Below are 20,736 nucleotides of genomic sequence, written 5' to 3'. Positions count from 1 at the left end.
GCAAGGATGAACGGCGAATCCAGAGTGTGAACAGCAGTGAGGAGATCGCCGTGTCGGGTATGTCGGCGGGCCGGTCAGCCATGCGGATGGGACCCGCTGAGCTGGTGCAGGCGGCGGCCATGGCCCGCCGCTTCTACCTCGAGGGCAAGTCCAAGATCCAGATCGCGGAGGAGTTCGGCGTCAGCCGCTTCAAGGTGGCCCGGGTCCTGGAGACCGCTCTCGAACGGGATCTGGTGCGGATCGAGATCCGCGTGCCGGCCGAGCTGGACGCGGAGCGCTCGGACGCGCTGCGTGCCCGCTACGGCCTCAGACACGCCGTCGTGGTGGAGTCCCCGGCCGAGGCCGAGGAGACGCCCGACCCCGAGAACCTGGGAGAAGTGGCCGCCGACCTGCTCGGCGAGCTCGTGAACGAAGGCGATGTGCTGGGCCTGGCCTGGGGCCGGTCCACCATTCACATGGCGGCCGCTCTCGACCGGCTGCCGCCGTGCACCGTCGTGCAGTTGACGGGCGTGTACGACGCAGGGACCGCCGAGCGCGGTTCTGTGGAGGCGGTGCGGCGGGCCGCGCAGGTCTCCGGCGGCGACGCGCACCCCATCTACGCGCCGATGCTGCTGCCGGACGCGGCCACCGCGGCGGCGCTGCGCCACCAGACCGGGATCGCCCGGGCCTTCGAGTACTTCGACAAGGTCACGGTCGCCTGTGTCTCCATCGGCTCCTGGGAGCCGGGCATCTCGACGGTGCACGACATGCTCAGCGACGAGGAGCGGGCCCACTACGCCTCGCTCGGCGTCGCCGCCGAGATGTCCGCGCACCTCTTCGACGCCGAGGGACGCCGGGTCGGACGGGATCTCGGGGAGCGGTGCATCACGGTCAAGGCCGACCAGCTCCGCCGTATCCCGGAGGTCGTCGCGATCGCGGGCGGGGCGCGCAAGGCCGCCGCGATCGACGCGGTGCTGCGGTCCGGGCTCGTCACCAGCCTGGTGACGGACACGTCGGCGGCCGACGTGCTGATGACGGCGGGGCCGACCCCGAGGTCGACGCTCAACAGGGCTGATCCGGACGGACAGTGACGGTATGGCAGGAGGGGGGGGCGGCCCGGTGGCCGCCCCCTTCGTTCATCGACGAGCACTACGGACTTGGCGGTACTGAGATGACGGACCTCGCGGTCACGCTGGACCTCGACGGCGTCACGGACAAGGCGGGTCTGATGGACCGCTGCGCCCTCACCCTGGAATTCCCCGACTGGTTCGGCCGCAACTGGGACGCCCTGGCCGACAGCCTCGCCGATCCCTCGGTGTGGCCCGCCGAGGCCGCGGACGGCCTGCTGGTCGTCGTACGGAACTGGCGGCCGTACGCGAAGGCGCGGCCCGAGGAGTGGGAGATCGCCCAGGAGGTGTTCTCCGCGGCCGTGGACCGGGCGCCGTCGCTCAGTGTGATGCTCGCTCTCGGAGGATCCTCCTAAGGCCCCTCTGACCTGCTCGTATGAAGCGACCGTGCGTCTCGTTCCGGTCAGCATGGGACAATGAAGTACGTGCTCTTCCCCCTGGCTGACCTGTCCGGGGGCCACCTCTGATCGACTGGGATGTGCAGCACGTGCGTTTCCTCAATGACATCCAGCCCGCGTACGACCTGACGTACGACGACGTCTTCATGGTCCCGAGCCGCAGTGCGGTCGGCTCGCGGCAGGGCGTGGACCTCAGCTCCCCGGACGGCACGGGCACCACGATCCCGCTGGTCGTCGCCAACATGACCGCCATCGCCGGCCGCCGTATGGCCGAGACGGTGGCCCGGCGCGGCGGCCTGGTGGTCATCCCGCAGGACATCCCGATCGAGGTCGTCACCGAGGTCGTCACCTGGGTGAAGAGCCGCCACCACGTCCTCGACACCCCGATCGTGCTGGCCCCGCACCAGACCGTCGCCGACGCGCTGGCCCTGCTGCCCAAGCGCGCGCACAACGCCGGTGTGGTCGTCGACGACGACTTCAAGCCGATCGGCGTGGTCACCGACTCCGACCTGTCCGGCGTGGACCGCTTCACCCAGCTCGAAGTGGTCATGTCCCGCGACCTGCTGCTCCTCGACGCGGACCAGGACCCGCGCGAGGCCTTCAACACGCTCGACCACCACAACCGGCGCTACGCCCCCGCCGTCGACTCCGACGGCCGCCTCGCCGGCATCCTCACCCGCAAGGGCGCCCTGCGCGCCACGCTGTACTCGCCGGCCGTCGACGCGAACGGCAAGCTGCGCATAGCGGCCGCCGTCGGCATCAACGGCGATGTGGCGGGCAAGGCCAAGCAGCTGCTCGACGCGGGCGTCGACACGCTGGTCATCGACACGGCGCACGGCCACCAGGAGTCGATGATCGCCGCGGTCAGGACCGTACGGGCGCTCGACCCGCGGGTGCCGATCGTCGCGGGCAACATCGTCGCCGCGGAGGGCGTCCGGGACCTCGTCGAGGCCGGTGCCGACATCATCAAGGTCGGCGTCGGGCCGGGCGCGATGTGCACCACCCGCATGATGACCGGCGTCGGCCGGCCGCAGTTCTCCGCGGTGCTGGAGTGCGCCGCGGAGGCGAAGAAGTACGGCAAGCACGTGTGGGCCGACGGCGGTGTCCGGCACCCGCGCGACGTCGCCATGGCGCTCGCGGCCGGTGCGTCGAACGTGATGGTCGGGTCCTGGTTCGCGGGCACGTACGAGTCGCCGGGCGACCTCCAGCACGACGCGCAGGGGCGTGCCTACAAGGAGTCGTTCGGCATGGCGTCCGCGCGTGCCGTGCGCAACCGTACGTCCGAGGAGTCGTCGTACGACCGCGCCCGCAAGGCGCTCTTCGAGGAGGGCATCTCCACCTCCCGGATGTTCCTCGACCCGGCCCGCCCGGGCGTGGAGGACCTGATCGACTCGATCATCGCGGGTGTGCGGTCGTCCTGCACCTACGCGGGCGCCGGCTCCCTGGAGGAGTTCGCCGAGAAGGCCGTCGTCGGCATCCAGAGCGCCGCCGGTTACGCGGAGGGCAAGCCGCTGCACGCCAGCTGGAGCTGACGCCAACTCCCTTGTTCACGGCCCCCGTTGTCCCGTTCGCCGGGAAAATCGGGGGCCGTTTCGCGTGGCGGCCCTTCGCCTGATAGCTCGGGTTCAGCTGTATTCGGGCGGCTGCGGGTAGTCGGTGGCTTGTCGCGCAGTTCCCCGCGCCCCTGGAGGGACATCCGCTGCACGTACTCAAGGGGTGACGGCCCTGCGCAACGGTCGAAAGTCGCCGCGCAACGAACACCCACCGAGGCCCCGGCAACGCAATGATCTTGCGGGTATGCGCAAGGTTGCTGCATTTCACCAGCAACGCCACTCGCCCTAGGCTGTCGCCTCGTACGTGGCGTGGCAGGGACCCCGCTCGGTGGGTTCCTGCTGTCGCAGGGGTACCGCCGGTCCCCGCCGCGCCGAGAGGCAGCGACGAAGGAGTCAGCGCGTGCTCGACCAAGGCGCACCCCCGCAGAACCGCCCCCAGACAGGCCCACCGTCCCCGGGTGTCGGCGCGCGCCTCATGCGTCGCAAGCCCGTGGAACACCTGGTCGCAGAGGGTGGCCAGGGTGAGGGAGGGTCCCTGAGGCGCTCCCTCGGCATGTGGCAGCTGACCATGATCAGCATCGGTTCCACGCTCGGCACCGGCATCTTCGTCGTCCTCGGCGACGCCGTCCCGGAGGCCGGTCCCGCCGTCACCCTGGCCTTCGTGATCGCCGGTCTCACGGCGCTCTTCTCGGCCCTGTCGTACGCCGAGCTGGCGGGCAGCATCCCGGTCGCGGGCTCCTCGTACTCGTATGCGTACGCAACGATGGGCGAGCTCGTCGCCTGGGTCTGCGGCTGGTGTCTGGTGCTGGAGTACGGCGTCTCGGTGGCCGCCGTCGCCGTCGGCTGGGGCGAGTACCTCAACGAACTGCTCGACGGGACCATAGGCGTCACCATCCCGGCCGTGCTGTCCTCGGCGCCCGGCGAGGGCGGGATCATCAACCTGCCCGCCCTGATCGTCGTCCTGCTGGCGATGGTGTTCCTGCTCGGCGGTGTCCGCGAGTCCGCCCGCGCCAACACGATCATGGTCGCCGTCAAGATCGCCGCGCTGGTGCTGTTCTGCGCGGTCGGCTTCATGGGCTTCAAGTCCGGCAACTACGCCGACTTCATGCCGCTCGGCATGGCGGGCGTGAGCGCCGCGGGTGCGACGCTCTTCTTCTCGTACATCGGCTTCGACGCCGCCTCCACCGCCGGTGAGGAGGCCAAGGACCCCAAGCGGGACCTGCCTCGGGCGATCATGCTCTCGCTGATCATCGTGACCGCGCTGTACGTGCTCGTCGCGGGCGTCGCCGTCGGCGCCTGGAACTGGACCAAGTTCGAGGGCTCCGAGGCCTCCCTCGCCGCGATCATGACCGACGTCAGCGGCCAGAGCTTCTGGGGCACCCTGCTCGCCCTCGGCGCCGTGATCTCCATCGCGAGCGTCGTGCTGACCGTGCTCTACGGCCAGACCCGCGTCCTGTTCGCGATGTCCCGTGACGGCCTGGTCCCCAAGGCGCTCGGCAAGGTCCACAAGAAGACCGGCGCGCCGCGTCTCAACACGATCATCGTGTCGCTGTTCTGCGGTGCGCTCGCCGCCCTCATCCCGCTGGGCAAGCTCGTCGACGCCACCAGCATCGGCACGCTGTTCGCCTTCGCCCTGGTCAACATCGCGGTGATCGTCCTGCGTTACCGGCGGCCCGAGCTCGAGCGCACGTTCAGGGTGCCGTTCGGGCCGGTGCTGCCGGTGCTGGGCTTCCTGTTCTGCGCGTACAACATGTTCAGCCTCGACACCGTCACCTGGGTCGTCTTCGGGTTCTGGATGGCCGCCGGTCTCGTGTTCTACTTCGGGTACGGCTATCGCCGTTCGCGCCTCGCCACAGCGGGCGCCCCCGTCGCACCAGAAGTGAAGTGAACCACCCGCAGTGCTGAACGATCTCGACGAACGCATCGTGCACGCCCTCGCCGAGGACGCCCGTCGCTCCTACGCGGACATCGGGCAACTCGTCGGACTGTCCGCGCCCGCCGTGAAACGGCGCGTGGACCGGCTGCGCGCCACCGGGGCCATCACCGGGTTCACCGTACGGGTGGACCCGTCGGCCCTCGGCTGGGAGACGGAGGGGTTCGTCGAGATCTACTGCCGGCACAACACCTCGCCGGACACCATCCGGCGAGGGCTGGAGCGGTATCAGGAGGTCGTGGCCGCGTCGACCGTGACCGGTGAGGCGGATGCGGTCGTGCAGGTCTTCGCCTCGGACATGCGGCACTTCGAGCGGGTGCTGGAGCGGATCGCGGGGGAGCCGTTCGTGGAGCGGACCAAGTCGGTGCTGGTGCTGTCGCCCTTGCTTCGGCGGTTTTCTTCCGGGTCACCCACGTAGTTCGCCGTCTGTGGCTCCGTGGGGGCTTGTCGCGCCCACGCGGCGGAGCCGCACATCTACACAGTCCCGCGCCCCTCGAGGGCGTCTTCGCCCACCCTTCTCAGCATGCGCCGTACGGCCCATGCGTGGCCGCGCGTTCCGATCACCAGAAGTCGGTACAGGCGGCCTGCCGGGCCGGGAAACGCGGCCCTGCTCTCGGCCCGCACCCGAGTGCGACCGGCTCCCGCCTCCTCCAACCGGAAGATCAGGGCGTACGTCGCGAAGGGATGGCTTCCGGCGAGGGCCAGCTCCTTGGCCGGTACCGCGGTGACGACGTGGAACCCGGGGCGGTCGACGGTCTCGCCGAGGGCACGCCAGACGGCGTCCGGCTTCGCGGCGACGAGCGACGTGTGCGTGTCGACGTACGGCAGGTCGAGGATCTCGGTGGCGTCCATGCCGGGAGTCTCGCGGGCGGGCTCGCGTCCCGGCGTCCTCCCGTGGGCCGACGTCCGTCGCCGCTCGGCGGAGGCGCGGGGCGCGCCGCTCCTCCTCGCCGATGAGTTTCCCCGCCGATGATTTCGGCTGCGCTCCCGCGCCGGGCCCGCCTACCATCGATGCCATGACCTGGCGACATTGATCCACCAGCCGTGCCTCCCGAGGGCCGCCTCGGATGCCGTATCTCCACCTCCGGTGTCCGAACAGTCCCTGCGGGAAGGCCCCATGACACTCTCACCTGCGCGTGTGCCCACCTCCGAGGTCCGGCGGCTCACGGCCACGCTGTACGGCTACTCGTTCCTCGACGACTTCGTCCTGCTCTACCCGGTGTACGCGCTGCTGTTCGCCGACACCGGCATGTCGCTCTGGCAGATCTCCTCCCTGTTCGCCCTGTGGTCGATCACCGGCGTCCTGCTGGAGGTCCCCTCCGGAGCCTGGGCCGACGCCGTCTCGCGGCGGCTGCTGCTGTGGCTCGGCCCGCTGCTCACGGCCGTCGGCTTCGGGTTGTGGGTGCTGCTCCCGTCGTACTGGGCCTTCGCCCTCGGCTTCGTCCTGTGGGGCGCCGGCGGAGCGCTCGGGTCCGGTGCGCTGGAGGCGCTGGTCTACGACGAGCTGGACCGGCTGGGGGCCGCCGACCGGTACGCGCGGGTCATGGGCCGGGCCCGGGCCGCGCGACTGGTGGCGACGATGGCCTCCGTCGGCCTCGCCGGGCCTGTCATCGCGCTGGGCGGCTACCCGGCCGTCGGCGCGGCGAGCGTGCTGGCCTGTCTGTTGACCGCCGCCTCGGCGAGCCGGTTCCCGGAGCACCGCGTGCGGCCGGAGAACGGGGGCGACAGCTGGGCGACGACCCTGCGGACCGGGCTCGCCGAGGTCCGCGGGGACCGTGCCGTGCGGGGTGCGCTGCTGCTGGTCCCCGCCGTCGCCGCCGTATGGGGCGCGCTCGACGAGTACACCCCGCTGCTGGTCCGGGACCTCGGCGTCGCCGAGGCGACCGTCCCCTTTCTGATCCTGCTGATCTGGGCGGGCGTCACCGCAGGAAGCCTCCTGGCCGGGCCGGCCGAACGGCTCGGCACGAGAGGGCTCGCGGCGCTGCTCGCGGGCGCCGCGCTCGCCCTGGCCGTGGGAGCCGCGGCCGGCACGGTGGCCGGCATCGTCCTCGTCGGCCTCGCCTTCGGCGGGTTCCAGCTGGCGGAGGTGCTGGCCGACGTCCGTCTCCAGCACCGGATCGACGACTCCCGCCGGGCCACCCTCACCTCCGTCGCGAGCCTCGGCACCGAGCTGGCCACGGTGGGCACCTTCGGCCTGTACGCGCTGCTCGGCAGCACCGGTGCGGCGCACAGCACGGTCTTCGCGATCCTCGCGGTTCCCTACCTGGTGGCGGCGCTGGTCCTGGCTAGAGCTCGGGCTGCCACGGCACGACCGTGAAGTCCCCGGTGCCCTTCCTGACCTTCTCGAAGGGCGCCGAACTCACGCACTTGGGCAGCTCCTTCGTCTCGACGGGGCTGCCCGTCGACGCCCAGCTGTAGCCCAGCCGGTCGTGACGGCCGAGGTCGTGGACGGTGACGCCGACCCGTTTGCCCTTGGCGCCCGGCAGGTCGGAGGAGGTGATGACGCCGGATACGACGGCCACCTCGCCGCCGGTCAGTAGGCAGTCGACCTTCGCCTTCGCGCGGGCGCCCTCGCCGTTCAGGTAGTGGCTGAACTCGAAGGTGCCGGTGGCCTTCGTCGGGTCGGCGGTGTCCTTCGCCGCCAGATGCGCGTCGAACGAGAACGTGATGTCGTCCCCGGCCGACCGGTACAGCTTCGCGGTGCCGGTGAGCGCGGCGGCCTCCCGCGACCGTGGTCCGTCGGACGCGGTGGCGGCCGAGGCCGCGCCGGCGGCGAGCAGCAGTGCGGAGCCCAGCGCGACGATCTTCGTACGGCGGTTCATGGCGGTCCTTTCCGCAGGTCAAGTGGATGGTCACCACTGTCCCGGCGTCACGCCCGGGGCACATCGCGCCGGGGGCGGGACCCCGTCTCCGCCGTCCGGCGGGGGTGTCGGCCTGCCCTGCGACCAGAGGACGAGCGGGCCTACGTCTGCGGTCGCGCAACGAATCGCCGCCCACCCCGCGTCGCACGCAACGAACAGCTCACCGGCGCGCAACGGCTCCTTCTTGTCCGCCCTGCTCGGCCGCCCGTACGGTCTACGTGGCCCCTACACGGCCCTCCTGCCCCCCTTCCGTCCGGTGAGGAACACGCATGCGCACCGCCCTGCTCCAGAGCTCCGGCCGCCCCGGCTCCACCGTCGAGAACCTCAAGGTCCTCGACGAGGCCGCGGGCCGTGCCGCCGCCGCGGGCGCCGGGCTGCTGGTCGCGCCGGAGATGTTCCTGACCGGGTACGCGATCGGCGACGACATCGCGCGCCTCGCCGAGCCCGCCGACGGCGACTGCGCGGACGCGATCGCCGAGAGCGCGACGCGGCACGGCCTGGCGATCGCCTACGGCTACCCCGAGCGGTCCGGTGACACGGTCTTCAACGCCGCCCAGCTGATCTCGGCCGACGGCACGCGTCTCGCCAACTACCGCAAGACCCACCTCTTCGGCTGCTTCGAGCGCGACCACTTCACGCCGGGCGACCAGCCGGTCGTCCAGGCCGAGCTCGACGGCCTCCGCGTCGGCATCCTGATCTGCTACGACGTCGAGTTCCCGGAGAACGTCCGCGCCCACGCCCTCGCCCGCACCGACCTGCTGATCGTGCCGACCGCGCAGATGCACCCGTTCCAGTTCGTCGCCGAGTCGATGATCCCGGTGCGCGCCTTCGAGAACCAGATGTACGTCGCGTACGTCAACCGGGTCGGCCGGGAAGGAGAGTTCGAGTTCGTCGGCCTCTCCACCCTCGCCGGCCCCGACGGGGTCTCCCGCACCCGCGCCGGACGCGGCGAGGAACTCGTCCTCGCCGACGTCGACCCCGTCCTCCTCGCCGCATGCCGCGAGGAGAACCCGTATCTGAAGGACCGCCGCCCCGGTCTCTACGGGTCCCTGATCTGAGCCTGAGCCCCCCGCAGTCCCTGTTTGTGCAAGGAGTCCGTACCCCATGACGTCCACGGTGCCCAACGCCGTCCAGCACGCCGACGAGCAGCAGCCGCCGATCACCATGTTCGGCCCGGACTTCCCGTACGCGTACGACGACTTCCTCGCCCACCCGGCGGGGCTCGGCCAGATACCGGCGACCGAGCACGGCGCCGAGGTCGCGGTCATCGGCGGCGGGCTGTCCGGCATCGTGGCCGCGTACGAGCTGATGAAGATGGGCCTCAAGCCCGTCGTCTACGAGGCGGACGAGATCGGCGGCCGGCTGCGGACCGTCGGCTTCGAGGGCTGCGACCCGGCCCTGACCGCCGAGATGGGCGCGATGCGCTTCCCGCCGTCCTCCACGGCCCTCCAGCACTACATCGACCTGGTGGGCCTCCAGACCCAGCCCTTCCCGAACCCGCTCGCCGAGGCCACCCCGTCGACCGTCGTCGACCTCAAGGGCGAGTCGCACTACGCCGAGACGATCGAGGACCTGCCGCAGGTCTACCGCGATGTCGCCGAGGCCTGGAACAAGTGCCTCGAAGAGGGCGCCGACTTCTCCGACATGAACCGGGCGATGCGCGAGCGGGACGTGCCGCGCATCCGCGAGATCTGGGCCAAGCTCGTCGAGAAGCTCGACAACCAGACCTTCTACGGCTTCCTCTGCGACTCCGAGGCCTTCAAGTCCTTCCGGCACCGCGAGATCTTCGGCCAGGTCGGGTTCGGTACCGGCGGCTGGGACACCGACTTCCCGAACTCCATCCTGGAGATCCTGCGCGTCGTCTACTCCGAGGCCGACGACCACCACCGCGGCATCGTCGGCGGCTCCCAGCAGCTGCCGCTGCGCCTGTGGGAGCGCGAGCCGGAGAAGATCGTCCACTGGTCCCACGGCACCTCGCTCGCCAAGCTCCACGAGAACGGCGAGCCCCGCCCGGCCGTGACCCGGCTGCACCGCACCGCGGGCAACCGGATCACCGTGACCGACGCGAACGGCGACATCCGTACGTTCCAGGCGGCCGTCTTCACCGCCCAGTCCTGGATGCTGCTGTCGAAGATCGCCTGCGACGACTCGCTCTTCCCGATCGACCACTGGACGGCCATCGAGCGGACCCACTACATGGAGAGCTCCAAGCTCTTCGTGCCCGTCGACCGGCCCTTCTGGCTCGACAAGGACGAGGAGACCGGCCGGGACGTCATGTCGATGACGCTCACCGACCGTATGACGCGCGGCACCTATCTGCTGGACGACGGTCCGGACAGGCCCGCCGTCATCTGCCTCTCCTACACCTGGTGCGACGACAGCCTGAAGTGGCTGCCGCTGTCCGCGAACGAGCGGATGGAGGTCATGCTGAAGTCGCTCGGCGAGATCTACCCGAAGGTCGACATCCGCAAGCACATCATCGGCAACCCGGTGACGGTGTCGTGGGAGAACGAGCCGTACTTCATGGGCGCGTTCAAGGCCAACCTCCCCGGCCACTACCGCTACCAGCGGCGCCTGTTCACGCACTTCATGCAGGACCGGCTGCCCGCGGACAAGCGGGGCATCTTCCTCGCCGGTGACGACATCTCCTGGACGGCCGGCTGGGCCGAGGGTGCCGTGCAGACCGCGCTGAACGCGGTCTGGGGCGTCATGCACCACTTCGGCGGGGCGACCGACGCGACCAACCCCGGGCCGGGCGACGTGTACGACGAGATCGCTCCGGTCGAACTGCCGGAGGACTGACCGGCGTTCATGTGGGAACCGCTGCCGGACCCCGATCAGTCCGGCAGCGGCGTGAGCAGCATGCGTCCCGCGAACCCCACCGCCGCGTCCAGCCGCTCGGTGAACTCCTCGGCGACGTCCGGCAGTCGGCGCAGCGCCCACAGTGCCCGCGCCGCCGACCAGGTGGCGTCCCGGGCCCGCTCCAGGCTCCAGGAACCGAGCAGATGGGTGAGCGGGTCGGTGATCTGGAGCAGGTCGGGGCCCGGCATCAGCTCTTCGCGGATGCGCTCCTCCAGCGAGACGAGGAGATCACCCACCCGGTCGAACTCGTCCTCCAGCTCGACGGGTTCGCAGTCGAGGCTACGACAGGCGTCCACCACGGCGAGCGCCAGATCGTGGCCGATGTGCGCGTTGATGCCCGCGAGCGCGAACTGCAACGGACGTACGCCGGGATGCCGGCGCATCTGGAACAGGGGTCGCCAGCAGGCGGGCGGGCGCCGCTCGTCCTCGGCTCTCTCCACCGCCGCGAGATAGCGCTCCGCGAACCGCACGTCCAGCGTGATCGCCGCCCGCGCGTCGGCGAACCGGCCGCCGTCGATGTGCCGGTCCACCGCCTCCGTGACGGTGAGGTAGACGCGGTTGAAGACCGCCACTCCGTCGCGTTCGGGCAAGGTCGCGTGGAGGGCGCGCATACGGGAGATGACGGCGTCCACGGGTGTGGTGAATTGTTCGCATTGCGCCATGGGGGCAGAGTCCCAGCTTTAGGCTGGCGGAAGTGTCGGCGGGCCCGGCGCTTCCCCAGAACGGGGGAACGCGCTCGCTGTCGGGGGAGGGGGAGCAGGACGGTGCCAGGCTTACGTGCCCAGCGACTGGCCGCACGCAGGTCCGAGCGCAGGAGGGCGGCCCGGCGCCATGCCATGGTCGTGGCGGCCTCCGTCGTGGTCGCCGTCGGCACCGCGACCGGCATGATCTCCGCACTCGACGACAGAGGGCGCTCCGACGAGGCCAGGCAGCCCGAGGTGACGCGCTCACCGAGCCTGGAGTCCCTGCCGCTCGTGCCCTCGCCCTCCCCGTCGGCCACGAAGTCCCCGTCCCCGACGCCCGCTTCACCGGCTCCGGAGAAGAAGGCCGGCCCGGCGAGTCCTACGCCCTCACCGACCAGGACCGAGCGGAAGCAGCAGTCGGCCGTGGTGTCCGCGCGCCTCTACCGCCACCCCGACTCCCAGGTACTGGAGTGGGTCCGCGGCCACTCCGGCGACCCGCGGCACGCCGTCATCGAGGCCCGTATCGCCGCCCAGCCCGCCGCTGTCTGGTTCGCCGACTTCACGCCGGACACCATCACCGCCCGGGTCCGCGCGGTCACTTCGGGCGGGTCGGCGCTGGGGCGGGTGCCGGTGGTCGTGCCGTACGCGATCCCGGACCGTGACTGCGGCGGGCACTCCCAGGGCGGAGCGCCCGACCTCGACGCGTACGACGCCTGGATCGACAGGTTCGCCGCCGGGCTCGGCTCCGGCGACGTCATCGTGATCCTGGAGCCCGACTCCGTCGCCCAGGCCGAGTGCCTCTCCGCCACCGAACGCGCCGACCGCTTCGCCTCGTTGGCCCGCGCGGGCCGCGCCCTCAAGGCGGCGAACCCGAAGGCGCGCGTCTACTACGACGCCGGGCACTCCGGCTGGAACCCACCGGGCAAGCAGGCGCGGTGGCTGCGGCAGGCCGGCGCCGCCTCGACCGCGTCCTCCGACGGCGTCTTCAGCAACGTCTCCAACTTCCACGCCACGACCGACGAGATCGCCTACGACCGGCAGGTCCTCGACGCCCTCGGCGGCCCCGCCGGCCTCGGTGCCGTCATCGACACCAGCCGCAACGGCGCCGGGGCCCCGGCCGACGGAGAGTGGTGCGACCCCGCCGGCCGCAAGCTGGGCCGGGCGCCCACCCTCAGCACGGGGGAGGCGCGGATCGACGGCTACCTGTGGGTGAAGCTGCCGGGGGAGTCCGACGGGTGCAAGGGGCGGCCGGGGACCTTCACGGCGTCCTACGCCTACGACTTGGCGCGCTGAGACCCGTCGCCGGTGCCGCTCTCGTTGCCGGGCCGGCCCTCCTCGTCGTACGACGACGTGCCCTCGTCGAGCAGCGGGTGCTGCGTCTTGAGGTGGGCCGGGGCGAAGGCCCGCAGCGCGTGGTAGCCGGTGATGACGACGAGGGTGCCCAGCGCGATGCCGCTCAGCTGGAAGGTGTCGGTGAACTCCATGGTGACGTTGCCGACGCCGATGATGATGCCCGCCGCGGCCGGGACGAGGTTGAGCGGATTGCGCAGGTCCACCTCGGCGTTGATCCAGATCTGCGCGCCGAGCAGGCCGATCATGCCGTACAGGATGACGGTGATGCCGCCGAGGACGCCGCCCGGGATGGCGGCCACGACGGCGCCGAACTTGGGGCAGACGCCGAAGAGCAGTGCGAAGCCGGCGGCGGCCCAGTAGGCGGCGGTGGAGTAGACGCGGGTCGCGGCCATCACGCCGATGTTCTCGGAGTAGGTGGTGTTGGGCGGGCCGCCCACCGCCGTGGAGAACATCGAGGCGACGCCGTCCGCGGAGATCGCCGTGCCCAGCTTGTCGTCCAGGTTGTCACCGGTCATCTCGCCGACCGCCTTGACGTGTCCGGCGTTCTCGGCGACCAGGGCGATCACGACGGGCAGCGCCACCAGGATCGCCGACCACTGGAAGGACGGGCCGTGCAGGTCGGGCAGCCCGATCCAGTCGGCTTTCGAGACACCCGAGAGGTCGAGCCGCCAGTGGTCGGTGAGCTTGCCGCTCGCGTCGACCGAGTGGATCCTGCCGAAGATCCGGTCGAAGGCCCAGGAGATGCCGTAGCCGAAGACCAGGCCGAGGAAGATCGCGATGCGGGACCAGAATCCCCGCAGACAGACCACCGCCAGACCGGTGAACAGCATCACCAGCAGCGCCGTCCACTGGTCCTGAGGCCAGTACGTCGCGGCCGTCACCGGGGCGAGGTTGAAGCCGATCAGCATCACGACGGCGCCGGTGACGATCGGGGGCATCGTGGCGTGGATGATCCGTGCGCCGAAGCGCCGCACCGCCAGACCGACCAGGAACAGCACGACGCCGACCACGAAGACCGCGCCGGTGACGGTCGCGCTCGTACCGCCGTCGGCCCGGATGACCGCGGCGACACCGACGAAGGAGAGGGAACAGCCGAGATAGCTGGGCACCCGGCCACGCGTGGCGAGCAGGAAGACGAGCGTCGCGGCGCCGGACATCATGATCGCCAGGTTGGGGTCGAGCCCCATCAGGACCGGCGCCACGAAGGACGCGCCGAACATGGCCACCACATGCTGGGCGCCGAGCCCCACGGTGCGGGGCCACGAGAGCCGTTCGTCGGGGCGGACCACCGCTCCGGGCGCCGGTGTGCGTCCGTCGCCGTGCAGTTTCCAGCGGACGCCGAGATCCATGGTGCGGTTTCGCTTTCGTCGTGCGGGTGGGTGACCGGACCATTGTCAGGTACGTGGAGAGCCGCGCCGACCGGGGCTGACCAGGTCCGATCCGGGCACCCACCGGCTGCGGCGGCGCACGCGAAGCGAGGACGTCAGGGACGCGGGTCGGGAACCGCCGCGTCCGGGCGGCTGACCTTCGGGCGGTCGCGGTCGCCGGCGCGCAGGACGCGCGCGAACACGACAAGGCCGAAGGAGAGGACGGTCACCAGGCAGAAGGACACCATCAGGCTGGTGGCCTGGGCGATCCCGCCGATCGCGCTCGGGGCGATGAGACCGGAGGTGTACGTGATCGTCGCGACGCCCGCGATGGCCAGGGAGGGATTGCTGCCGCTGCGGCCCGCTGCCGCGAAGCACAGCGGCACGACCACCGCGATGCCCAGACCCAGCAGCGCGAACCCGGCCATCGCCAGGGCCGGTTGGTCCGACACCACGATGAGCAGGCCGCCGAGCGTGGCGAGGAAGCCGCTGAACCGGACCGTGCGCACCGCGCCGTACCGGTCCACCACCCTGTCGCCGGCGAGCCGCGCGAGCGCCATGGTGAGCGTGAAGCCGGTCGTGCACGCCGCCGCGAGACCGGCCGAGGTGTCCAGCTGATCCCGCAGATAGACGGCCGACCAGTCCAGGCTCGCGCCCTCCGCGAACACCGCGCAGAACCCGACCGCGCCGATGAGCAGCGCCGACTTGGGCGGCAGCGCGAACCGGGGCGGCGGCTCCTCGTCCTCGGCGGGCTGGAGATCGAGCACCCACTGGCAGGCCACGATGCCGAGGACGGTGAGGGTCACCGCGGCGAGCGCGTGGTGCAGCCGGGCGTCCGAGCCCAGGTGGGCCGCGAGTGTGCCGGCCGCCGAGCCGATCAGGGCGCCCGCGCTCCACATGCCGTGCAGCCCGGACATGATCGACCGGTCGAGGCGGTTCTCGACCTCCACGCCGAGCGCGTTCATCGCGACGTCCGCCATGCCCGCCGTGGCCCCGTAGGTGAACAGGGCCAGACACAGGGTCAGCAGGTTGGGGGCGAGGGAGGGCAGGACGAGAGCGAGCCCCCACAGGGCGATCAGTCCGCGCAGGGCGTTTCGCGCGCCGAAGCGGTGAGTGATGCTGCCCGCCAGCGGCATCGCGACGGAGGCACCGAGCGCGGGGAAGGCGAGCGCCAGCCCCAGTTGACCCGCACTGACCCCGGCATGGTCCTGGATCCATGGCACCCGCGTCGCGAACGAGCCGGTGACGGCGCCGTGCACGGCGAAGACGGCCGCCACGGCATACCGGGCGCGCCTCACCTCGCGCAGGTCGTAGACCACCACACCCATTGTCCGGCCCCTCCCGGTCTTCGCTCTGTGCGGGCTTCCGCCTGTGCGGGCTGCACCCCGTGGCGACGCAGCGCGTAAACTATCAGGGTCCCTGCCTGATAGATAGGGGATATCCCGGCCCCCGCCGCACGGCCACGCCGATCTGGAAGGATCCCGGCATGCCCGCATCCCCGAGCACCGCCCGGGCCATCAACGACCGGCTCGCCCTGCGACTGCTCCAGCAGGAAGGCCCGTTGACGGCAGGGCAGCTGAAACAGCTGACCGGCCTGTCCCGGCCGACCGTCGCCGACCTCGTCGAGCGCCTCACCGACGCCGGTCTCATCGCGGTGGTCGGCGAGGCCGGGGAACAGCGGCGGGGGCCGAACGCGAAGCTGTACGGCATCGTCGCCGACCGCGCCCATCTGGCGGCGCTGGACGTGCGTACCGAGGGCGTCTCCGTGGTGGTGTCCGACCTGGTCGGGGCCGTGCTCGCCGAGGCGTCGGTGCCGATCGGCGGCGACATGGGGACCGGGCCCGCGGTGGAGCAGGCGGTGACGCTGGTGGAGCGGGTCGCGAAGGAGGCGGGTGCGGACCGGCTCCATACGGTGGGGATAGGCGCCCCCGGCCTGATCGACCCGGCGACCGGCGAACTGCGGAACTCGACCGGCCTCCCCGAATGGCACCGCCGTCTGGTGGCAGCCCTCCAGGAACGGTTCCCCGAAGCCCGCGTCAACGTCGAGAACGAGACCAACCTCGCCGCCCTCGCCGAACAGCGCGACGGAGCGGCCCGCGACCGCGACACCTTCGTGCTGCTGTGGCTCGGCCACGGCACGGGCGCCGCCGTGGTCCTCGACGGGGCGCTGCGCCGAGGGGCCTCCGGCGGGACCGGCGAGATCGGCTTCCTGCCGGTGCCGGGGACGCCGGGACCGCCGTCGGCGGTGGACTGCGAGGGCGGGTTCCACTCGCTGGCGGGGTCGGCGGCGATCGTGGAGCTGGCGGGGGCGTACGGGTTGTCCGCCGAGGGAGGGTCCGTGCGTGAGCCGGTCGCCGCTGGGGTCGTCAGGGGGGCTGTGGGATGGGTTGTGGGCGGCCCCACCGTCTCCGGCGGTGACCCCGCCTCGGCCGACCGTTTCCTCGACACCCTCGCCGACCGCCTCGCCCTGGGGGTCGCCTCCGTCGTCGCCGTCCTCGACCCCGGCTGCGTGGTCCTCGGCGGGGAGGTGGGGCAGGCCGGCGGGGAGGTGCTCGCCGGGCGGGTCGAGGAGCGGGTCCGGCGGATGTCACCGTTGGCGACGGTGGTGCGGACCACCAGCCTGGGCGGGAGCGCCGTCCTGCGCGGAGCACTGCTCACCGCGCGGGACGCCGCGCAGGACGACTTGTTCACGCCGCCGGACCGGTGACCCGACCGGCCGTACGGTCTCCCCAGAGGGCGCGGCCGGTCGGGCCCCTGCCGGGCCTGTGCCGCCCAGAGCCTGCCGACGGCGGCCCGGCGGCCCGAAAAGCCAGGATCAGACCCGCCGCCCCAGATACTCCTCGAACGTCCCCTTGCCCACCACATGCTCCGGCGCCAGATGACCGCCCGAGCGGAAGGCCTCGTACGCCTTCCCCCGCAGCGGGACGCGCAGGACGAGCCTCCTGCGGCCCGTTGCCTTGAGGTAGGCGCGGGCCAGGGAGTCGAAGGTGCGTACCTCGGGGCCGCCCATGTCCTCGACCCGGCCGGCCGGGGCGCCGAGGGCCAGTTCGGCCAGCCGGTCCGCGACCTCCGCGACCTCGATGGGCTGGTCCTTCACGTGGGCCGGCAGCAGCAGCACCGGCGACTTGGACAGGATCCCCAGCACCCGCACCAGCAGATCGTGGAACTGGGTCGCGCGCAGCACGGTCCAGCCGATCCCCGACTCCTCCACCAGCCGCTCCACGGCGAGCTTGCTCTTGTAGTAGCCGAACGGCACCCGGTCGACGCCGACGATCGAGATGTACACGAGGTGCCGTACGCCGCCCCTCCGCGCCGCGGTGATCAGGTGCGCCGCCGCCTCCTCGTCACCGCCGTTCGGTGAGCTCGCGCAGTGCACGACCGTGTCCACGCCGTCCAACGCCGCGTCCAGGCCCGGCCCGCCCTTGCGCAGGTCGACGGCGTACGGCTGGGCGTGCCGGCTGAGCACCCGTACCTCGTGCCCGTCCGCCCGCAACCGCTCGGTGACGAGCCTGCCGAGTGTTCCGGTGCCGCCGGTCACCAGGATCGTGGTCATGCTGTTCAGCCCCTTCGGACGCCGGGCGCTCCCGGGTGGATCGCCCCTCGCCAGCTGGGACCGAGTAGCCCGCGTGAAATGTGACAGCCGCGGACGGTCTTTTTCGGCGACTCCGCTACGCCCGTGCCAGCTGCCGACGCACGAAGTCCAGCTTGTCCGGGTTCGCCACGGCCCGCGCATGCGCGATCAGCCCGTCCCGCAGCTCGAACGCCACCACCGAGAGCAGGGTGTCGCCCTCCCACACGGCCAGCGCGGTCGTGCCGTTGATCTCGACCGCCGTGAAGTCCACGCCGACCAGGAACGTCCGCGTCGCACCCGCGAGGAAGCGGAACACCTTGTCCCGGCCCTCGATCGGCCGCAGGGCCGCCGAGGCCTTGCCGCCGCCGTCGCTCGACCAGACGACATCGGCGGCCAGCAGCTTCTCCAGGCCGCCCAGGTCGCCGTCGCGGGCCGCCGTGAGAAACGACCTGACCAGCTCCTCCTGCCGCTCGGGAGTCGACTCGAACCGCGTCCGCTCCTCACCGACCCGCTGGACCGCCCGCCGGTAGAGCTGCCGGCAGTTGGCCTCGGTCAGATCCAGCGTCTCGGCGATCTCCCGGTGGCCGTACGCGAACGCCTCCCGCAGCACGTACACGGCGCGCTCGGTCGGGGTGAGCCGTTCCAGCAGCACCAGCATCGCCATGGACACGGCGTCCCGCTGCTCGGCGGATTCCAGCGGCCCGAGGACGCCGTCCGAGGTGACCACGGGCTCCGGCAGCCAGGGCCCGACGTACTGCTCGTGCCGGGCCCTGGCCGAGGTCAGCCGGGTGAGACAGAGGTTGGTCACGACTTTGGCGAGCCAGGCCGCCGGATACTCGATCCCGGTGCGGTCGGCGCCGCTGAAGCGCAGATACGCGTCCTGGACGGTGTCCTCGGCCTCCTCGGCCGAGCCCAGCATGCGATACGCCAGGCCGAACAGCCGCGGGCGATGGGTCTCGAACTCGTCGGCGAGCGCGGTGGTCATGCCCTCACCCTGCCAGAACCGCAGGTGGCGGGAGTTGGGAGACCCGGCGGCGGGCAAGGGCCGTCGTCACCGCCGCCGGGCCGTCTGCGCGGGGCTCAGCAGGCTCCGAGGTCCTGCCACACACCCCACTCACCTGTGGTGCCGGGCTCCTCGCCCTTGGTCCACCACCTGGCCTTCCACGAGTGCCCCTGATGGGACACGGCGCTGCCTCCGCCGTACTCGGTCGTGGCGTTCCAGGCGGAATCGGCGCACTCTCCACTGGAAGAGGTGGGGGAGGGGGAAGGGGTTCCCGAGCCTGGCTGCACGACGGTCGTTCCGCGAGCGAGGTCCCCGGCCAGCGCATATGTCCTCCCGCCGAACGTCACCGTCCAGTTGGACGGCGTCGACACCGGCAGGTAGTACACGAGGTCCAGCTCGACCGACGCTCCCGGCACCAGCATCTGCCAGCCCGGCAGTTTCAGGGAGACGCGGTGGTGGTCGCCCTTCAGCCCGCCGACGTTGCTCCCGGTGTGGTCGCTGCGGATCACCGAAGTCCCCCAGCCCGACTGGTCCTTGGCGTTTCCGGGCGCCGAGGTGCCGTAGTCGAACCGGAACTCCGTGCCGCCGGGCAGCGTGGCCGTCGAGTTGTTGGTGATCCTCAGCTTGGGGCTGATCGGGTAGTTGGAGTCGCCGAGCGGGAACTGCCCGAAGTCGACGTCGATGTCCAGCGCCTCGGCCGGCAGGTCGATCGTCGACCGCGTCGCGCCGTACGGGGAGGCCGACCTGAACTTCTCGTACATCGCGGAGGTCAGCGTCGACCCCGGCTCGTACTGCCCCTTGCCCGCGTTCCAGCCGTAGTCACCGGCCAGCTCCCACACCATCGTGCCGCCGATGCCGTGATCGACGACGTAGTCGGCCTTGGCGTTCACCGACTGCTCGTCCTCGGTGGACAGGAACACCTTCTTCTCGGCGTTCCACAGCCAGGGGGCGACCAGGGTCGAGTCGTACTTCCGGGCGTATGTACCGGTCAGCCGCGTGCCGGCCGGGAAGCCGTATTTCCCGACGTAGTCCCCGACGATCCCCTTCTCCAGGTTCTTGGCGTGCCACATCGGGTTCGAACCCGCCGGTGACTCCTTGCCGTCGGTGTCGAGGTCGTGCCAGAGGTTGTCGATCCCGACGGCTCCGTCACCGCACTTGGTCAGTCCGGAGCCCGCCGGGCAGGTCGTCGAAGGTGCCTTGCCCCACAGGCCGTTCGTGCCGCCCGTGACGTTCTTGAATCCCCTGGTGTAGTAGGGGAGTCCGATGTTGATACGGCCCGCGGGCATCGAACCGCGGAAGTAGTGGTACGCCCAGTCGGTGTTCAGATAGCCGATTCCGCCGTACTGGGACGTGGAATACACGCCCGCCGCCGCGAGTTCGGCGTCCTTTCCGTCGTCGAAGAGAGAAGCGTTCGGGCCGACGTACTCGTTCCAGGCGCCGTGCAGGTCGTACGACATGATGTTGACGTAGTCCAGGTACTTCTGGACCTGGAACGTCTCCATGCCGCGCAGCAGATATCCGGAGGAGGGCGCCGCGACGGAGAGCAGATAGTGCCTGCGGTCCGCCGCGCCCGCGCGGTCGAGCTTCTCGCGGAGCGTCTTCATCAAGGCCGCGTAGCCCTTGACCAGGCCGGACCGGCGGGCGTTGGAGACGGACCAGTCGAACGGGTGGCCCGCGTCCTTCATGGACGTCGGGTACTCGTAGTCGATGTCGACGCCGTTGAAGCCGTACTTCCTGATGAACGCGACCGCCGAATCCGCGAACGTGTCGATTCCGGCCTGATTGACCGAGCCGTCGGCGTTCGTGGCCATCGAGTAGAAGCCGCCCGAGTTCACGCGCGTGCCGCTGTCGTCGAAATAGCCGCCCGTCTCGGCCCAACCGCCCACCGAGATCAGCGTCTTGACGTCCGGGTGCTGCTTCTTGAACTTGTTCAGCAGATTGAAGTGGCCCTTGCCTCGATCATTCACGTGCGCGCGCCGGCTTGAGGTGATCGGTCGAGGTTGAGGTTTCGTCCTGGTTCGTCCTTCGGGTGGTGGTGACGTTCCG

The 20,736-nt window shown here is 71.0% G+C and carries 17 protein-coding genes and 1 pseudogene; 10 read left to right on the top strand and 8 right to left on the bottom strand.

Going from position 1 to position 20,736, the window contains the following annotated elements; genetic code table 11:
- The first annotated feature begins 26 nt into the window (after positions 1-26).
- From ABIE67_RS09355 to ABIE67_RS09335, 5 genes are all read left to right on the top strand, one after another.
- Complete coding sequence (locus ABIE67_RS09355) at positions 27-1,070, top strand: sugar-binding transcriptional regulator (RefSeq protein ID WP_370255825.1); 1,044 nt, start codon at positions 27-29, stop codon at positions 1,068-1,070.
- An 80-nt stretch (positions 1,071-1,150) separates the two neighbouring features.
- A complete protein-coding gene (locus ABIE67_RS09350) occupies positions 1,151-1,462 on the top strand; it encodes a barstar family protein (RefSeq protein WP_370255824.1) in 312 nt (103 codons plus the stop codon).
- A gap of 131 nt (positions 1,463-1,593) precedes the next feature.
- On the top strand, positions 1,594-3,036 hold the full coding sequence (locus tag ABIE67_RS09345) for a GuaB1 family IMP dehydrogenase-related protein (protein WP_370255823.1): 1,443 nt from the start codon (positions 1,594-1,596) through the stop codon (positions 3,034-3,036).
- Between the two features lie 421 nt (positions 3,037-3,457).
- On the top strand, positions 3,458-4,945 hold the full coding sequence (locus tag ABIE67_RS09340) for an amino acid permease (protein WP_370255822.1): 1,488 nt from the start codon (positions 3,458-3,460) through the stop codon (positions 4,943-4,945).
- 10 nt (positions 4,946-4,955) lie between these two features.
- On the top strand, positions 4,956-5,408 hold the full coding sequence (locus tag ABIE67_RS09335) for an Lrp/AsnC family transcriptional regulator (RefSeq protein ID WP_370255821.1): 453 nt from the start codon (positions 4,956-4,958) through the stop codon (positions 5,406-5,408).
- A 56-nt stretch (positions 5,409-5,464) separates the two neighbouring features.
- Here ABIE67_RS09335 and ABIE67_RS09330 read toward each other — a convergent pair whose 3' ends face one another.
- Positions 5,465-5,842, bottom strand: coding sequence for a hypothetical protein (locus tag ABIE67_RS09330; RefSeq protein ID WP_370255820.1), 378 nt, complete (start codon positions 5,840-5,842; stop codon positions 5,465-5,467).
- A 265-nt stretch (positions 5,843-6,107) separates the two neighbouring features.
- Between ABIE67_RS09330 and ABIE67_RS09325 the strand changes: the two genes are divergently transcribed.
- Positions 6,108-7,307 carry an MFS transporter gene (locus tag ABIE67_RS09325; RefSeq protein WP_370255819.1) on the top strand — a complete coding sequence of 400 codons (1,200 nt, stop codon included), beginning with the start codon at positions 6,108-6,110 and terminating at the stop codon, positions 7,305-7,307.
- Here the strand turns inward: ABIE67_RS09325 and ABIE67_RS09320 are convergent.
- Complete coding sequence (locus ABIE67_RS09320; protein WP_370255818.1) at positions 7,276-7,812, bottom strand: Repetin; 537 nt, start codon at positions 7,810-7,812, stop codon at positions 7,276-7,278. The two genes, ABIE67_RS09325 and ABIE67_RS09320, sit on opposite strands and share 32 nt — an antisense overlap.
- Before the next feature lie 308 nt (positions 7,813-8,120).
- Here ABIE67_RS09320 and ABIE67_RS09315 point away from each other — a divergent pair, with 308 nt between their 5' ends.
- Together ABIE67_RS09315 and ABIE67_RS09310 are read left to right on the top strand one after the other, a co-directional pair.
- Positions 8,121-8,909 carry a carbon-nitrogen hydrolase family protein gene (locus ABIE67_RS09315; RefSeq protein WP_370255817.1) on the top strand — a complete coding sequence of 263 codons (789 nt, stop codon included), beginning with the start codon at positions 8,121-8,123 and terminating at the stop codon, positions 8,907-8,909.
- Between the two features lie 46 nt (positions 8,910-8,955).
- Positions 8,956-10,653, top strand: coding sequence for a flavin monoamine oxidase family protein (locus tag ABIE67_RS09310; protein ID WP_370255816.1), 1,698 nt, complete (start codon positions 8,956-8,958; stop codon positions 10,651-10,653).
- Positions 10,654-10,688: 35 nt separating this feature from the next.
- Here the strand turns inward: ABIE67_RS09310 and ABIE67_RS09305 are convergent, their stop codons facing one another.
- The gene (locus ABIE67_RS09305) at positions 10,689-11,375 is read right to left on the bottom strand and encodes a DUF5995 family protein (RefSeq protein ID WP_370255815.1); all 687 of its coding nucleotides are present in this window, start codon (positions 11,373-11,375) and stop codon (positions 10,689-10,691) included.
- 174 nt (positions 11,376-11,549) lie between these two features.
- On the opposite strand from ABIE67_RS09305, the gene ABIE67_RS09300 reads away from it, so the two are divergent.
- Positions 11,550-12,689 carry a glycoside hydrolase family 6 protein gene (locus ABIE67_RS09300; RefSeq protein ID WP_370268382.1) on the top strand — a complete coding sequence of 380 codons (1,140 nt, stop codon included), beginning with the start codon at positions 11,550-11,552 and terminating at the stop codon, positions 12,687-12,689.
- On the opposite strand, the gene ABIE67_RS09295 is transcribed toward ABIE67_RS09300, so the two are convergent.
- Complete coding sequence (locus ABIE67_RS09295) at positions 12,671-14,098, bottom strand: uracil-xanthine permease family protein (RefSeq protein WP_370255814.1); 1,428 nt, start codon at positions 14,096-14,098, stop codon at positions 12,671-12,673. The two genes, ABIE67_RS09300 and ABIE67_RS09295, sit on opposite strands and share 19 nt — an antisense overlap.
- Positions 14,099-14,232: 134 nt before the next feature.
- Positions 14,233-15,444, bottom strand: coding sequence for an MFS transporter (locus ABIE67_RS09290; RefSeq protein ID WP_370255813.1), 1,212 nt, complete (start codon positions 15,442-15,444; stop codon positions 14,233-14,235).
- A 158-nt stretch (positions 15,445-15,602) separates the two neighbouring features.
- On the opposite strand from ABIE67_RS09290, the gene ABIE67_RS09285 reads away from it, so the two are divergent.
- Positions 15,603-16,823 (top strand): ROK family transcriptional regulator, encoded by a 1,221-nt coding sequence (locus tag ABIE67_RS09285; protein WP_370255812.1) that lies wholly within the window; start codon positions 15,603-15,605, stop codon positions 16,821-16,823.
- A gap of 108 nt (positions 16,824-16,931) precedes the next feature.
- Here the strand turns inward: ABIE67_RS09285 and ABIE67_RS09280 are convergent, their stop codons facing one another.
- From ABIE67_RS09280 to ABIE67_RS09270, 3 genes and pseudogenes are all read right to left on the bottom strand, one after another.
- Positions 16,932-17,669 carry an SDR family oxidoreductase gene (locus ABIE67_RS09280; protein ID WP_370255811.1) on the bottom strand — a complete coding sequence of 246 codons (738 nt, stop codon included), beginning with the start codon at positions 17,667-17,669 and terminating at the stop codon, positions 16,932-16,934.
- A gap of 115 nt (positions 17,670-17,784) precedes the next feature.
- A complete protein-coding gene (locus ABIE67_RS09275) occupies positions 17,785-18,672 on the bottom strand; it encodes an RNA polymerase sigma-70 factor (RefSeq protein WP_370255810.1) in 888 nt (295 codons plus the stop codon).
- A 95-nt stretch (positions 18,673-18,767) separates the two neighbouring features.
- A pseudogene (locus tag ABIE67_RS09270) lies at positions 18,768-20,642 on the bottom strand (chitinase C-terminal domain-containing protein); the annotation flags it as partial.
- Positions 20,643-20,736: the final 94 nt, after the last annotated feature.

It is taken from the genome of Streptomyces sp. V4I8, from assembly GCF_041261225.1.
Taxonomy (GTDB): domain Bacteria; phylum Actinomycetota; class Actinomycetes; order Streptomycetales; family Streptomycetaceae; genus Streptomyces.
This window is presented reverse-complemented; position numbering and strand designations above follow the sequence as displayed.